Genomic DNA, 13,864 nt, shown 5'->3' on the forward strand with positions numbered 1-13,864 from the left:
GGGGGCTTTCCACGACAGGTTGTCGACGTCCCGAGCCGCACTCACTATTGACAGCACGCTGTCGAAATGACAGCCTTCTGTCATAAGCAGCCAGGCGGTCACGCGCAGACTCCGGAGGAACCATGAACGGCACCCGCAAGCCCGTCCACCTCGCCGTGTACGACACCCTGGCCGACTGGGAGACCGGTCACGCGACGGCCTTCCTGGCCCGCGCCGGGTACCCGGTCCGCACCGTCGGCACCGGCAGCGCCCCCGTCACGAGTATCGGCGGCCTGCGCATCCAGCCCGACCTGGCCCTGGCCGGCCTGCGCCCCGAGGACAGCTCCCTGCTGATCCTGCCGGGCGCCGATCTGTGGACCGATACATCAGCCGCTGCCGCGGGGGGCTCCGCCGACCTCGCCCCCTTCGCCCGCACCGCCCGCGCCTTCCTGGACGCCGGTGTGCCCGTCGCCGCCATCTGCGGCGCCACCGCCGGACTGGCCCGCGAGGGCCTGCTCGACGACCGCGCGCACACCAGCGCCGTCTCCTCCTACCTGGCGGCGACCGGCTACGCGGGCGGCGAGCGGTATGTGGAGGCCGACGCGGTCACCGACCGGGGTCTGATCACGGCCGGGCCCACCGAGCCGGTCGCCTTCGCCCGCGAGGTCCTCGGCCTGCTCGGGGCGTACGAGGGCGAGGTGCTGGACGCCTGGTACCGGCTGTTCCACGACTCCGACCCGCAGGCGTACGCCGTGCTGGAGAAGGCGGGCGCCGAGTGAGCGGCCGGGAGCGGCAGGACCTGCTCAGCCGCGGCGCCCTCGGCGTCTTCCGGCTCAACGGCCAGTTCCTCGCGGTCGCCGAGGAACTGGCCCGCCCCGCCGGACTCACCGCGGCGTGGTGGCAGGTGCTCGGCGCGGTCCTGCGCGAGCCGCTGCCCGTCTCCGGCGTGGCGCGGGCGATGGGCGTCACCCGGCAGAGCGTGCAGCGCGTCGCCGATCTGCTGGTGGAGCGTGGTCTCGCCGAGTACCTGCCCAACCCGGCACACCGCCGGGCCAAGCTGCTCGCGCCGACGGAGGCGGGCCGCGCGGCCGTCTCCCGCATCGGCCCCGGGCACGCCGCCCTCGCCGACCGGCTGGTGCGGGCGTACGGGTCCGAGGCGGCGCTTGCGGAGGCGGTCGAGGCGCTCGAACGCCTGTCGAAGGTGCTGGGGGACATCGGCGACCCGCCTGTTACGGAACCGTAGAACCGGACCGGCTCCCAGTACGTCCGACCCGCACTATCTTGGGTCTGTTGCTCACGTGGGTTCACGTGCGGGGGAAGGCGGCGCGACATGGAGGAGCTCGGGGGCGGGGACCCGCGGCACATTGGCGTCTACCGGCTGCTGGGGCGGCTCGGTGCGGGCGGTATGGGCCAGGTCTATCTGGCCCGTTCGGACCGCGGACGCACGGTCGCCGTCAAGCTGGTGCGCGAGGAACTGGCCGCGCAGGAGGAGTTCCGGCAGCGGTTCCGGCAGGAGGTCGGCGCCGCGCGGCGGGTCGGCGGGTACTGGACGGCTCCCGTGCTGGACGCCGACACCGAGGCCGCCGTCCCGTGGGTCGCCACCGGGTACGTCGCGGGCCCCAGCCTCCAGCAGGTCGTCGGGCACGATCACGGTGCTCTGCCGGAGCGCTCGGTGCGGACCCTGGGGGCCGGGCTCGCCCACGCGCTGCAGGACATCCACGCCGCCGGGATCGTGCACCGCGACCTCAAGCCGTCCAACGTGCTCGTCACCATCGACGGCCCCCGGGTCATCGACTTCGGCATCGCACGTGCCCTGGAGACGGTCACCGACGGCGGGCTCACCCGCACCGGCGCGCTCGTCGGCTCGCCCGGTTTCATGGCGCCCGAGCAGGTGCGCGGCGACCGCATCACGCCCGCGTGCGACGTTTTCTGCCTCGGCTCGGTCCTCTCCTACGCCGCCACCGGCGCGCTGCCGTTCGGCACCGCCAACAGCGGCGTGCACGCCCTGATGTTTCGCATCGCCCAGGAGGAACCCGATCTGGACGGGGTGCCCGAGGGCATCGCCGACCTGGTACGCGACTGCCTGAAGAAGGACCCCGCCGCGCGCCCCGGGCTCGCCGAGGTCCTGGAGCGCACGGGGGCGCAGGACACGGTCGCCGACGGCCGCTCCCGCGACCCCTGGCTGCCCAGCGCGCTGGTGGCCCAGCTCGGCCGGCACGCGGTGCGGTTGCTGGACACGGAGAACCCGGAGCCGCCGGGGGCAGCCGGGCCCGCCGCGGGCGCCGCCGCGGTGGCCGGTCCGCAGCGGGACGCGCCGAACCCGAACCGGCATCCGAACGCGGACCCGAGCCCGCTCCCGTTCCAGAGCCCGATCTCCGCCCAGAGCCCGATCTCTGCCCAGAGCCCGGTCCCGCCCCAGAACCCGAGCTCACCCCAGGACCCGGTCCCGCCTCAGGTCCCGAGCTCACCCCAGGAGCCGGTCCCGCCCCAGGACCCGTCCGCAGGGCGGGAGCCGGCCGGGGCGATGCCGGACGGTGGCCCGCCGCCTCCGCGTGAGCCGGGCAGCGGCGCCCCGCTGAACCACCTTCCGACACTGGTCGCGGGCCAGGGGCCCCCGACACCCCCGCCCGCCTACGGCCACCCGCAGCACCCCCAGCAACACCAGCACCCACAGCAACATCAGCACCCCCAGCACCCGCAGGAACACCAGCACCTACAGCACCCGCAGCACCCCCAGCCGCCCGCCCACGGCTACGCCCCGGCCCCGGCCTGGAACGCGCCCCCCGGGTACCACCCGCCGTACGGCGGTCTCGGCTCGACCCCGCCGTACGGGCCGCCGCCGTACGGGCCGCCGGCCGAGCCGCCGCGAAGAGGCCGGTCCACCGCGCTGCTGGTCGTGGTCGCCCTGGTCGTCGCGCTGGGCGCCGGCGGTTCGGTGTACGCCCTGATGAGCGGGGACGGCGACGGCGGCAACCGGGCCGGTGACGACCCCACGAGCACCCCGACGGCCGGCGCGGCCCCGGGCCCGGGCCCCGGTACGGACGGCTCGGCGCCGACGACCGAGGCCGACCGGCCGCCGACGCCCACAGCGTCGGCGACCCGGGAGGGCACGGTCCCGGCCGCCTACCTGGGCACCTGGGCGACGACCATCGACAACGCGTCCGGCGTCCACCCCCGGCGGCTGACCATCCGGCAGGGCGACGTGGGCGACGCGGTCCTGTCCCTCGTGGCCGACGGCCCGGCCGGCAACGGCACCTACCACTGCGTCTTCGAGGCCGACCTGGCCGGCGCCCCGGGCCCCGACGGCCCCCTGGACATCGGCCCCTCCACGGTGACGGTGGGCCCGTCCTCCTCCTGCCGCCCGGGCGATCCGACCCGGGTCACCCTCCTGCCGAACGGCACCCTGGAGCGCACCAACACCGGCAACGGGGAGAGGCTGACCTACCGACGCCAGTAGCCGCCCGGCGGCATGCACCGCCACCCGGTCGTACCGGTCGGGCTGCCCCCTGGGCGGCGAACCGTGCCCCTGTGGACCTTGCGCCGTGGGTTTCGGCCGTTCGAGGCTGGACGGTCCACCGAGGGAGGCTTGCAGATGTACGCACGGGACCAGAAGGCGGGAGAGGAACAGCGGAAGGCCGCTGCCACGGGAAACCGCGTCCCGTCCACCGCCACCGCCGGCACGCACACCCCCGATGCGCTGCGGATGCTGCAGCGCAGCGCCGGCAACGCGGCGGCCTCCCGTGTGATCGGGCAGCAGCGGCACGCCCACGGTCCCGGCTGCGGCCACCACGGGCAGGCGTCCGGTTCCTCCGCGGGACTTCCCGTGCAGCGGGTGACGCCGGGACCGCACATGAAGTCCTACAAGCGCCCGAACATCTCCAACGCGGCCACCGAGGAGATGCTGAGCTATCAGGGAGTCGCCGACCGCCCGTCCTCTCCGCGAGCGCAGCAGCGCAACAAGGACCTCGCGGGTGACAACTCGTGGGACGTCGCTCTCAAGACCAACTGGGACAACGGAAAGGTCACCGGTACTACCCCGGGCCCCAATCCCATCGGTATCTCACGCAACCACCGGCTTTCGGACTACTACGTCGGGCACATCCTCGAGAAGGCTGCCCAGTCCCTGGCCTCCGCCGGCCAGAACGGACCGCAGGCGTTGAAGATCAGGACAGCGGTGGAGAAGTTCGCCACCGCGTGCGCCCCGTCCGCCAAGGTCGCGGGCATCATGACCGCGTTCGACGCCTTCGCGGGGGGCAACGGCAACTTCCGGGACCTCGTCGCTGCCACCTCCAACAACGGCAGGAACCTGCGAGCGGGCCACGCCAACGACAACTCCTCCATCCACCAGCACTTCGACCCGGGCATCATCGCGGACGGCAAGTCGATGCCCGAGTTGTCGCCCATCAGCGACTCCATCGACAAGGCGGTGAGGAACCTGGTGACCGAGAAGGTCATCCCGCAGGCGCTGGCGGACGAGGCGCTTCAGCTCCACCGGGGCTACACGTCCTCCGACATTCGCCAGCGCGCCTGACCGTCGGGGAGCCAGTGAGCGCGACCGCTCCCGCTCTCGCCGTGACGTCCGTCACCGAGGCTCCGGCGGCCGCTGCCGGGGCATGTTCGGCCGGGGCCCGTTCGACGACACCGAGAACCGTCCCGGCCCTCCTGCCCCGGCCTCCGGGCGTCCCTCCGCGGAGGCTCCCGCCTGTGGTCCCAGCGGTACGGCCCCGGTCCGGAAGTCCACCATCCAGTCCGTCGTCTCCGCCCGCACCAGTTCCGTCACGTCCTCGGAGAACCGCCGCAGCACCAGCAGGCACCGCTCGGCCGCCTCACTCGCCGTTCCGTCCGCCGGGCCCAGTACCTCCCGCACGCTCTCCGACGCCCAGTCGAACTGGAGCACCTGGAGCCGCCGCTGCACCGCCTGCGCCGTGGCCACGTCCCGCATCCATCCGGACGTGACCCCGAAGTACCGGTCCGCGGCCACGCAGGCCACGGCGAACAGCAGCGCCAGATATCCCCAGGGCGCGACCCTGCCCACCGCGCCGGACATGTCCAGCAGCGGCAGCGCCGCCCCGGCGAGAGCCCCCGCCGCGGCCCCGCCCCGCAACGCGACGGCGCTCCGCCGTTTCCACACCCGGTCCGCCAGGTACCAGGCCGCCGTGTCCAGCGCGCCCCGCTCCACCCACCGGTACAGCTCGTCCAGCCGTTCCGCGGGCAGGGCCCAGTCCCCGAGCGGAAACACCCTCCCGGTCAGGTCACCCGGCCGCAGCCCGGCCGCCCCCTCACCACCTCGCCCGTCCTGCGGCGGCCCCTCGGGCTGCATCCCCGGCTGACCCACCCGGCACTCCCTACTGCTCGCCGTCCGTGAAGACCCAAGACGCCCTGAAGGCCTCGTGCGCGGAATCCTTCCTACCGCCCAATGGGTGGCGAGGACCCGGGTTCGGCCGCTTTTCCGCCCGGAAGGGGGCGTTAATCAGATACGGGCCTCCTCCTCGGCATCACTCGAAAGAGTGCTGGAGCGAGGGCCGCGCGGACCACGTAGGCTCGTGCCGAACGGCAAAAACCCGCGGTGACCCCGCGGCGACAGCGGCGACAGGAGCTGAACGTGATCCCCGGTGGTGGCCAGCCCAACATGCAGCAGCTGCTTCAGCAGGCCCAGAAGATGCAGCAGGATCTCGCCCGGGCGCAGGAGGAACTGGCGAGCACCGAGGTCGACGGCCAGGCGGGCGGCGGTCTGGTGAAGGCGACGGTCACCGGTTCCGGCGAGCTGCGCGCCCTGCGGATCGACCCGAAGGCGGTGGACCCGGAGGACACCGAGACCCTCGCCGACCTGGTCGTCGCCGCGGTCCAGGCGGCCAACGAGAACGCGCAGGCTCTTCAGCAGCAGAAGCTGGGCCCGCTCGCCCAGGGCATGGGCGGCGGCAGCGGCATCCCCGGCCTGCCTTTCTGAGTTCGCCTTTCTCAGACCGGCCGAAGCCCTCTACCGTACGTAGTGCAGGAACCTCAGGAAGGACGGCAGTCCGTTGTACGAAGGCGTGGTCCAGGACCTCATCGACGAACTCGGGCGGCTGCCCGGCGTCGGTCCCAAGAGCGCGCAGCGGATCGCCTTCCACATCCTTCAGGCGGAACCGACCGACGTACGGCGGCTCGCCCAGGCCCTCATGGAAGTGAAGGCCAAGGTCCGCTTCTGCGCGACCTGCGGGAACGTCGCGCAGGAGGAGCAGTGCAACATCTGTCGCGACCCGCGTCGCGACCCGGCGGTGATCTGTGTGGTGGAGGAACCGAAGGACGTCGTGGCCATCGAGCGCACCCGTGAGTTCCGCGGGCGCTACCACGTGCTCGGCGGCGCGATCAGCCCGATCGACGGGGTCGGCCCCGACGACCTCCGTATCCGTGAACTGCTCGCCCGTCTCGCGGACGGCACCGTCACGGAACTGATCCTGGCCACGGACCCGAATCTGGAGGGCGAGGCCACGGCCACGTACCTCGCCCGCATGATCAAGCCCATGGGCCTCAAGGTCACCCGCCTGGCCAGCGGCCTCCCGGTGGGCGGCGACCTGGAATACGCGGACGAGGTGACCCTCGGCCGCGCCTTCGAGGGGAGACGACTCCTAGATGTCTGACGCCACGCTGCACGCGACCAACCAGAACCCCGACGACTTCGCCGTTCAGATCGCGGACCAGATCGAGAGCTTCCTGGTCGCCGTCACGGAGGTCGCCAAGGGCGACGAACCGGACTCGGCGGTCCCCTTCCTCCTCCTGGAGGTCTCCCAGCTCATGCTGGCCGGCGGCCGGCTCGGCGCCCACGAGGACATCGTCCCGGACGAGCGCTACGAGCCCGACCCGGGCCCCGAGCTGGACGTGGACGACCTGCGGGAGAACCTCGCCCGCATCCTCGAACCGATCGACGTCTACTCCGAGGTCTTCGACCCCTACGAGCCGAGCAAGGCGCGGGTTCCGGCCCGGATCTCCGACGACCTCACCGACGTCATCACCGACCTGCGCCACGGCATGGTCCACTACAAGGCGGGCCGCACCACGGAGGCCCTGTGGTGGTGGCAGTTCTCCTACTTCTCCAACTGGGGTTCCACGGCCTCCGCGACCCTGCGCGCCCTCCAGTCGGTCGTCGCCCACGTCCGCCTGAACCAGCCCCTGGAGGAACTGGACGGCCTCGACACCGACCAGGACCTCGGCGACGAGACCCTGGAGACCGAGGCGGGCAGGGTCATGGTCGAGGAGATCGCGGGCCCGCTGGGCCTGCGCCCGGTCAGGTGACACGGGCCGTTCCGGCGGGCTGGGGGCGGGTGCCGCGCTGAAAAGCGTGAACTGATGGGGGCGGTTTGTCCTCGGGGCGCTCAAATGAGTGCTGCGAGGACGATGGTGGCGAGATGTTCACGTTTTTTGGGCGGGGTGCCGCGCGGGGCAGTGGCTCAGAGCCCGCCGGTCCCCAGTGCCGCGAGGAGTCCCGCCGCGCACACGTACGGCGCGGTAGCGGTCGGCCCGCTGTACCAGCGCAGCGGCCAGGTGTTGCCCGTCAACGCCGGAACGCCGACGTAGGTGACGGTCCGTGACCCTCGCCCCCCGCCCAACCGCTGGACTCCACGCGGCCAGTCGTACGCCGTGACCTCCCCGGGCGCCAGCACTTCGTCGACCGAGACGACTGCACGGTCACCGTGTTCACGGAGCCCCAGGACGGCCGGTACCGCCAGCAGGCGAACAGTGTCTTCGGCTCCCCCGTGAAGCTCCCAGCCCCGTCAACATCACCCTCGACACCGAACCCCTCGAAGAGCTCGCGGACTGACCCGCCCCGCTTGTGAACGTGTGACACACGGCACTTTCCCGAGTGACCCGCGTCCTCCTGGGCATGAGCCTGCCTGGACGGGCCCGGGAGTCTCACCATGCGATACCGCAGGGGGGAAATCCGGACGCTCGGTAAAATGAGCCGACCGCAGTACATATACGTACGTGCGGAAAGAGACTGATTGAGCGAGGAGCGCACGTGGGCCTTGTCGTGCAGAAGTACGGAGGCTCCTCCGTAGCCGATGCCGAGGGCATCAAGCGCGTCGCCAAGCGGATCGTGGAAGCGAAGAAGAACGGCAACCAGGTGGTCGCCGTCGTTTCCGCGATGGGCGACACGACGGACGAGCTGATCGATCTCGCCGAGCAGGTATCCCCGATCCCTGCCGGGCGCGAACTCGACATGCTGCTGACCGCCGGAGAGCGTATCTCCATGGCGCTGCTGGCCATGGCGATCAAAAACCTGGGCCACGAGGCCCAGTCGTTCACCGGCAGCCAGGCCGGAGTCATCACCGACTCGGTCCACAACAAAGCCCGGATCATCGACGTGACGCCGGGCCGCATCCGCACCTCGGTGGACGAGGGCAACGTCGCCATCGTGGCCGGCTTCCAGGGCGTCAGCCAGGACAGCAAGGACATCACCACGCTGGGGCGCGGCGGGTCCGACACGACGGCCGTCGCCCTCGCCGCCGCGCTCGACGCGGACGTCTGTGAGATCTACACCGACGTCGACGGCGTGTTCACCGCCGACCCGCGCGTGGTGTCGAAGGCGAAGAAGATCGACTGGATCTCCTTCGAGGACATGCTGGAGCTCGCGGCCTCCGGTTCCAAGGTGCTCCTCCACCGCTGTGTGGAGTACGCCCGCCGGTACAACATCCCGATCCACGTCCGGTCCAGCTTCAGCGGACTGCAGGGCACATGGGTCAGCAGCGAGCCGATCAAGCGAGGGGAAAAGCACGTGGAGCAGGCCATGATCTCCGGTGTCGCGCACGACACCTCCGAGGCCAAGGTCACCGTCGTCGGTGTCCCGGACAAGCCGGGCGAGGCCGCAGCGATCTTCCGGGCGATCGCCGACGCCCAGGTCAACATCGACATGGTCGTGCAGAACGTGTCCGCGGCCTCCACGGGCCTCACCGACATCTCCTTCACCCTGCCGAAGGCCGAGGGCCGCAAGGCCATCGACGCGCTGGAGAAGAACCGCTCCGGCATCGGCTTCGACTCGCTGCGCTACGACGACCAGATCGGCAAGATCTCCCTGGTCGGCGCGGGCATGAAGAGCAACCCGGGCGTCACCGCCGACTTCTTCACCGCGCTGTCCGACGCGGGCGTGAACATCGAGCTGATCTCGACCTCCGAGATCCGCATCTCGGTCGTCACCCGCAAGGACGACGTGAACGATGCCGTGCGCGCCGTGCACACCGCCTTCGGGCTGGACTCCGACAGCGACGAGGCCGTCGTCTACGGAGGCACCGGGCGCTGATGTCCGACATCCAAGGCGCCGGGCGCACCGGACGGCCGACCCTGGCCGTCGTCGGAGCGACCGGCGCCGTCGGCACGGTCATGCTCCAGATCCTGTCCCAGCACGCGGACATCTGGGGCGACATCCGCCTGATCGCCTCACCTCGCTCGGCCGGCCGCAAGCTGGCCGTGCGCGGGGAGGAGGTCGAGGTCGTCGCGCTGAGCGAAGAGGCCTTCGACGGGGTCGACGTCGCCATGTTCGACGTACCCGACGAGGTCTCCGCCCAGTGGGCGCCGGTCGCCGCCGCCAAGGGCGCGGTGGTGGTCGACAACTCCGGCGCGTTCCGGATGGACCCGGACGTGCCGCTCGTCGTGCCCGAGGTCAATCCGCACGCGGTGCGGATGCGGCCGCGCGGGATCGTCGCCAACCCCAACTGCACGACTCTCTCCATGATCGTGGCGCTGGGCGCGCTGCACGCCGAATTCGGACTGCGCGAGCTGGTCGTCTCCTCGTACCAGGCGGTGAGCGGCGCCGGGCGGGACGGTGTGGAGACGCTGCGCCGGCAGCTGTCCCTGGTGGCCGGCACCGAGCTGGGGACCGGCCCCGGTGACGTGCGGCGGGCCGTCGGTGACGACACCGGGCCGTTCCCGGAGCCGGTCGCGCTGAACGTCGTACCGTGGGCCGGGTCCCTGAAGGACGACGGCTGGTCCTCGGAGGAGATGAAGGTGCGGGACGAGTCCCGCAAGATCCTCGGGCTGCCGAACCTTCCCGTCGCCGTGACGTGCGTACGGGTGCCGGTCGTCACCACGCACTCCCTGACCGTCCACGCCCGTTTCGAGGGCGAGGTGACGGTCGGCAAGGCCCGGGAGATCCTGGCCACCGCGCCCGGAGTCGTCCTCTTCGACAACCCGGCCGCGGGGGAGTTCCCGACCCCCGCCGACGCGGTCGGCACCGACCCGACCTGGGTCGGCCGGGTACGGCGGGCCCTCGACGACCCGACGGCACTCGAACTCTTCGTCTGCGGAGACAACCTGCGCAAGGGAGCCGCGCTGAACACCGCGCAGATCGCGGAGCTGGTGGCGGCCGAGTTCGTCTGACCACGGGCGGCCGGCAGATCGTCCGGCGGACCGGCCGGGAGAAAGACCGGTGGAGGGGCAGGCCGGGAAAAGTCCTGGCCGCCGCTGTGGGTTTCGTTTGTAGGATCCATGGACGAGATGTGATCCGGAAGTCGGTCCGGACTACTTGTACCCGGCACCTGTGGCATCAGAGGATTTCCTCCCCGCCCTTCGCAACCGTGCGAAGGGCGGGGAGCGTCTATGCGGTCACCCATTCAGGGCGCGGGGGCGCATGGTCGGCGTGGGGACGCCGAGGGCGGGCGTGGGGACGCTCGTTCACATGGGACATAGGGGAAGAACGGGACGATGAGGGCCTATGACGCACCGTCTGCCGGGTGGCCGCCCGGCAGATGCGGGAACGTGACGCCCGGCACGTACAACCCTCACGGGGGTGTGCGTGTCCAACTGGCGTGGCAGAGGTACTCGATTTCCCCGCGGCGACGCGTGGCCCCGCTGTGCGGCCGCCCGTCCGGCCCGTCCGTCCCCGTGTGGCCGGTCCGGCCGGTGGCATGCCGGTGATCGCGCCCATGCCCGCAGCGCGGCCGGCCCGCATTCCGAACCAGCGCGACGGCGCGGACGGGGACGCGGTGGCGGCGGGTACCACCGTCGACCACCTCACCGAGACGTACCGGACGCACTACCGGTCACTGCTCGGCCTCGCCGCGCTCCTCCTCGACGACACCGCCTCCTGCGAGGACGTCGTCCAAGAGGCCTTCATCCGCGTCCACTCGGCGCGCAAACGCGTCCGTGACCCGGAGAAGACCCTGGCGTATCTGCGTCAGACCGTCGTCAACCTCTCGCGCTCCGCGCTGCGCCGCCGCATCCTCGGCCTCAAGCTGCTCTCCAAGCCCATGCCGGACATGGCGAGCGCGGAGGAGGGCGCCTACGACCAGCTGGAGCGCGACTCCCTGATCAAGGCGATGAAGGGGCTCCAGCGCCGTCAGCGCGAGGTGCTGGTCCTGCGCTACTTCGCCGACATGACCGAGGCGCAGGTCGCCGAGACGCTCGGCATATCCCTGGGCTCGGTCAAGGCGTACGGATCGCGTGGCATCGCGGCGCTCAGGGTGGCCATGGAGGCACCGGCATGAGCGACGGCGACGACGAGCGGCGCGCCGCCCGCGACGAGCACGGGCCCCGGGAGGGGAACCCGGCGACCGCGCCGACCGCGCCGACCGGACCTGCCGAGCCACCGGACGAGTCGGCCGGATCCGCCGGTCCCGCCGGACCTGCCGGGCAAGAACCGTCGAAGTACACGCACGCTGGGAACGGAACTGTGAACAACGGCCCCGCCGAACAGGGCCCCGACACTCAGGGGCCTGACAGGCTCGACAGTCTCGACAGGACTGACGAGCCCAAGGGACTCGACTCCGACGAGCTGGCCCTGCGCAGGATGCTGCACCAGGCCGTCCAGGACGTGGAGCCGAGCGACGGCACCCTGGACCACCTGCGCCGCGCGGTGCCCGCCAGGCGGGCGCGCAAGCGCCAGGCCGTCGTCGGTATGGCGGCCGCCGCCCTCTTCATCGGCACGGCGGTCCCCGCCCTCGTGCACGTCTCGAACGCCACCGGACCGGGTGCCGACCCGTCCGTCGCGGGCAACGCCTCGCAGGCCCAGGGCGGTTCCTCGCAGGGGAAGGACCCGGCCGGCGGGCAGAGCGGCATCGCCGGCTCCGCGGGCACGGCCGAGGGCAAGGACAAGGACGACCCCGAGGAGACGCCCACGGACCCGGAGAGCGGTGCCGCGACGGGCTCGGCCCCCGGCGCCGACCCGTCCGCCAGTACCGCCGCCGACCTCCCCGCCTGCACGGCGAAGCAGCTCGGCCCGGCCGTCGCGAGCAGCGCAGCCCCCGACTCCACGGGTGTGGTCTACGGCTCCTTCCGCGTCACCAACGTCTCCGCGGACGGCTGTACCGTCGTCGGCCCCGGCAGCGTGGTCGCCACCCCGCAGGGTGCGGCGGACGCCACCAGCATCGGCACGGCACGGCACGCCGCGGGGGGCGCCGCGGCCGGACTGCCCGACCCGTCCCTGGAGGCCGCCGCACTGTCACTGCCGTCCGGCTCCGCGTACGAGGTGCAGTTCGCGTGGGTGCCCTCGGAAACCTGTCCCACCACCGGCGGCACCACGGGGGGCGGCACCGGCGGGCCCACGGCCGACCCCTCGCCCACCGAACCCACGGCCGCCACGAGCGGCACCACCACGGGCGGCGACGACACCGGCACCACGACCCAGCTGGTCACCGAGGACGGCCCGGCCGAGGGGAGTGTGTCGGTGACGTACACCCCGGAGGGCGGCTCGGGCTCGGCGACGGCCACGGTGACCAACGCCTGCGCGGGGACGGTGTACTGGACGGGTGTACTGGCGGGGACGGAGTAGGGCGCCCGGCCACCGGCCGCCCACCGTCCGGCCCGTACTCCACCGTCAGACCTGCGCCCCGCGGCGCGTCCGGGGGTGCGTTCGGTGGTGCGCCCGGCGGTGCGCCCGGGGTGCGTTCGGGGGTGCATCCCGAGGTGCGCCCCGCAGCGCCTCCGGCGGTGCGTCCCGGGGTGCTCCGGCGGTGCGTTCCGGTGATGCGTCCGGCGTCCGGCGTCAGACGCCGGACGGGCTGGGGTGCGGCTCCCGCTCCGGCTCCGGCTTCGAATCAGGTCCCGGCTCGTCCTCCGGGGCCAGGCCGAGTTCCGCGTCGCGGGCGAGTTCGACCTCGCGGCGCAGCAGCCGGAACCACATGAAGATCACGAAGCCGACGAAGGCGAACCACTCGGCGGTGTAGCCGAGGTTCTGGAACGCCTTCAGGTCCAGCCCCGTGCCCTGCGGCGCGCTCACGGGCACGGCCCGCATCCCGGAGTCGCCCTCGTTGAGCGTGACCCACGCGTCGTACACGTCGTACGGCACGAGGTTCAGCAGCGTCGCCGCGCTGATCGCGCCGGTCTGCCCGTCCGGCCACCCGGAGCGGCCGCTGACGCCGTTGCTGCCGGGTGACTCGGCCGCCTGGAGCGCTCCGGTGACGGTGACCTCGCCGGTGGGCGGGGCCGGGGCCTTCGCCGGGTCGGGTTCGCCGGGCAGCCAGCCGCGCACGACGGGCAGCGCCTCGCCGGCGTCGGTGCGCAGCAGCGTGAGGACGTAGTAGCCCTCCCGGTCGTCCAGCTTCCGCTCCGGGACGAGCAGCTGGTCGTCGTACCGGCCGCTCACGGTGGTCTGCTCGCCGACCGTCGCCTTGTCCACCGGCAGCATCTCCGCCAGCGGGCGGGCCGCCTCGCGGCGGGCCGGGTCCTGCTCGGTGGTCGTGGTCTCGTGGTCCTGCACCCGGTCCTCGAACCGGCCGAGCTGCCACGAACCCATGAAGATGCAGAAGGGGATGGCCAGGACGACGAAGACGTTGATCCCCCACCATCGGGGCGTCAGCAGAAACCGGTACACGCCCCCACGGTACGGGGCGCGGTCGCGCGACCCGGCCGCGGGGCTGTGGAAAAGCGTCGGAGGCGGGGCTGGAAGTGGTCGCGGTGAGGCCGCGACGGGGGAAGT

General features: G+C 72.3%; 13 protein-coding genes. 11 read left to right on the plus strand and 2 right to left on the minus strand.

Features of this window, described 5'->3' with window-relative positions; all coding sequences use genetic code 11:
- Nucleotides 1–122: 122 nt before the first annotated feature.
- From ACH4F2_RS14295 to ACH4F2_RS14310, 4 genes are all read left to right on the plus strand, one after another.
- A complete protein-coding gene (locus ACH4F2_RS14295) occupies nucleotides 123–758 on the plus strand; it encodes a DJ-1/PfpI family protein (RefSeq protein WP_398133003.1) in 636 nt (211 codons plus the stop codon).
- Complete coding sequence (locus ACH4F2_RS14300) at nucleotides 755–1,222, plus strand: MarR family winged helix-turn-helix transcriptional regulator (protein ID WP_398133004.1); 468 nt, start codon at nucleotides 755–757, stop codon at nucleotides 1,220–1,222. Before ACH4F2_RS14295 ends, ACH4F2_RS14300 begins: the two co-directional genes overlap by 4 nt.
- 87 nt (nucleotides 1,223–1,309) lie before the next feature.
- On the plus strand, nucleotides 1,310–3,436 hold the full coding sequence (locus ACH4F2_RS14305; protein ID WP_398133005.1) for a protein kinase: 2,127 nt from the start codon (nucleotides 1,310–1,312) through the stop codon (nucleotides 3,434–3,436).
- 135 nt (nucleotides 3,437–3,571) lie between these two features.
- Entirely contained in the window at nucleotides 3,572–4,510 is a 939-nt protein-coding gene (locus ACH4F2_RS14310; RefSeq protein ID WP_398133006.1) for a hypothetical protein, read from the plus strand.
- Nucleotides 4,511–4,561: 51 nt separating this feature from the next.
- On the opposite strand, the gene ACH4F2_RS14315 is transcribed toward ACH4F2_RS14310, so the two are convergent.
- Complete coding sequence (locus ACH4F2_RS14315; RefSeq protein ID WP_398133007.1) at nucleotides 4,562–5,314, minus strand: SLATT domain-containing protein; 753 nt, start codon at nucleotides 5,312–5,314, stop codon at nucleotides 4,562–4,564.
- A gap of 267 nt (nucleotides 5,315–5,581) precedes the next feature.
- On the opposite strand from ACH4F2_RS14315, the gene ACH4F2_RS14320 reads away from it, so the two are divergent.
- The 7 genes from ACH4F2_RS14320 to ACH4F2_RS14350 all read left to right on the plus strand — a co-directional run bounded on the left by ACH4F2_RS14320 (nucleotide 5,582) and on the right by ACH4F2_RS14350 (nucleotide 12,718).
- Nucleotides 5,582–5,926 (plus strand): YbaB/EbfC family nucleoid-associated protein, encoded by a 345-nt coding sequence (locus tag ACH4F2_RS14320; RefSeq protein WP_398133008.1) that lies wholly within the window; start codon nucleotides 5,582–5,584, stop codon nucleotides 5,924–5,926.
- Between the two features lie 73 nt (nucleotides 5,927–5,999).
- On the plus strand, nucleotides 6,000–6,599 hold the full coding sequence (recR, locus tag ACH4F2_RS14325; protein WP_217144841.1) for a recombination mediator RecR: 600 nt from the start codon (nucleotides 6,000–6,002) through the stop codon (nucleotides 6,597–6,599).
- The gene (locus ACH4F2_RS14330; protein WP_398133009.1) at nucleotides 6,592–7,251 is read left to right on the plus strand and encodes a DUF5063 domain-containing protein; all 660 of its coding nucleotides are present in this window, start codon (nucleotides 6,592–6,594) and stop codon (nucleotides 7,249–7,251) included. The genes recR and ACH4F2_RS14330 overlap by 8 nt, the downstream gene beginning before the upstream one ends.
- A gap of 724 nt (nucleotides 7,252–7,975) precedes the next feature.
- The gene (locus tag ACH4F2_RS14335; protein ID WP_398133010.1) at nucleotides 7,976–9,253 is read left to right on the plus strand and encodes an aspartate kinase; all 1,278 of its coding nucleotides are present in this window, start codon (nucleotides 7,976–7,978) and stop codon (nucleotides 9,251–9,253) included.
- On the plus strand, nucleotides 9,253–10,329 hold the full coding sequence (locus tag ACH4F2_RS14340) for an aspartate-semialdehyde dehydrogenase (RefSeq protein WP_398133011.1): 1,077 nt from the start codon (nucleotides 9,253–9,255) through the stop codon (nucleotides 10,327–10,329). Before ACH4F2_RS14335 ends, ACH4F2_RS14340 begins: the two co-directional genes overlap by 1 nt.
- Before the next feature lie 527 nt (nucleotides 10,330–10,856).
- Nucleotides 10,857–11,435 (plus strand): SigE family RNA polymerase sigma factor, encoded by a 579-nt coding sequence (locus tag ACH4F2_RS14345; protein WP_398133093.1) that lies wholly within the window; start codon nucleotides 10,857–10,859, stop codon nucleotides 11,433–11,435.
- Complete coding sequence (locus ACH4F2_RS14350) at nucleotides 11,432–12,718, plus strand: hypothetical protein (protein WP_398133012.1); 1,287 nt, start codon at nucleotides 11,432–11,434, stop codon at nucleotides 12,716–12,718. The genes ACH4F2_RS14345 and ACH4F2_RS14350 overlap by 4 nt, the downstream gene beginning before the upstream one ends.
- A gap of 213 nt (nucleotides 12,719–12,931) precedes the next feature.
- On the opposite strand, the gene ACH4F2_RS14355 is transcribed toward ACH4F2_RS14350, so the two are convergent.
- Nucleotides 12,932–13,759, minus strand: coding sequence for an SURF1 family protein (locus ACH4F2_RS14355; protein ID WP_398133013.1), 828 nt, complete (start codon nucleotides 13,757–13,759; stop codon nucleotides 12,932–12,934).
- Nucleotides 13,760–13,864: the final 105 nt, after the last annotated feature.

Origin of the sequence: Streptomyces sp. NPDC017890 (assembly GCF_044328675.1) — a bacterium.
In the GTDB taxonomy this organism is placed as follows: domain Bacteria; phylum Actinomycetota; class Actinomycetes; order Streptomycetales; family Streptomycetaceae; genus Streptomyces.

Bases quoted from the DNA above. Each gene is read 5' to 3' on its own strand.
- ACH4F2_RS14340 (WP_398133011.1), top strand. From the start codon at position 9,253: ATGTCCGACATCCAAGGCGCCGGGCGCACCGGACGGCCGACCCTGGCC.
- ACH4F2_RS14350 (WP_398133012.1), top strand. From the start codon at position 11,432: ATGAGCGACGGCGACGACGAGCGGCGCGCCGCCCGCGACGAGCACGGG.
- ACH4F2_RS14310 (WP_398133006.1), top strand. From the start codon at position 3,572: ATGTACGCACGGGACCAGAAGGCGGGAGAGGAACAGCGGAAGGCCGCT.
- ACH4F2_RS14295 (WP_398133003.1), top strand. From the start codon at position 123: ATGAACGGCACCCGCAAGCCCGTCCACCTCGCCGTGTACGACACCCTG.
- ACH4F2_RS14345 (WP_398133093.1), top strand. From the start codon at position 10,857: ATGCCGGTGATCGCGCCCATGCCCGCAGCGCGGCCGGCCCGCATTCCG.
- ACH4F2_RS14305 (WP_398133005.1), top strand. From the start codon at position 1,310: ATGGAGGAGCTCGGGGGCGGGGACCCGCGGCACATTGGCGTCTACCGG.
- ACH4F2_RS14330 (WP_398133009.1), top strand. From the start codon at position 6,592: ATGTCTGACGCCACGCTGCACGCGACCAACCAGAACCCCGACGACTTC.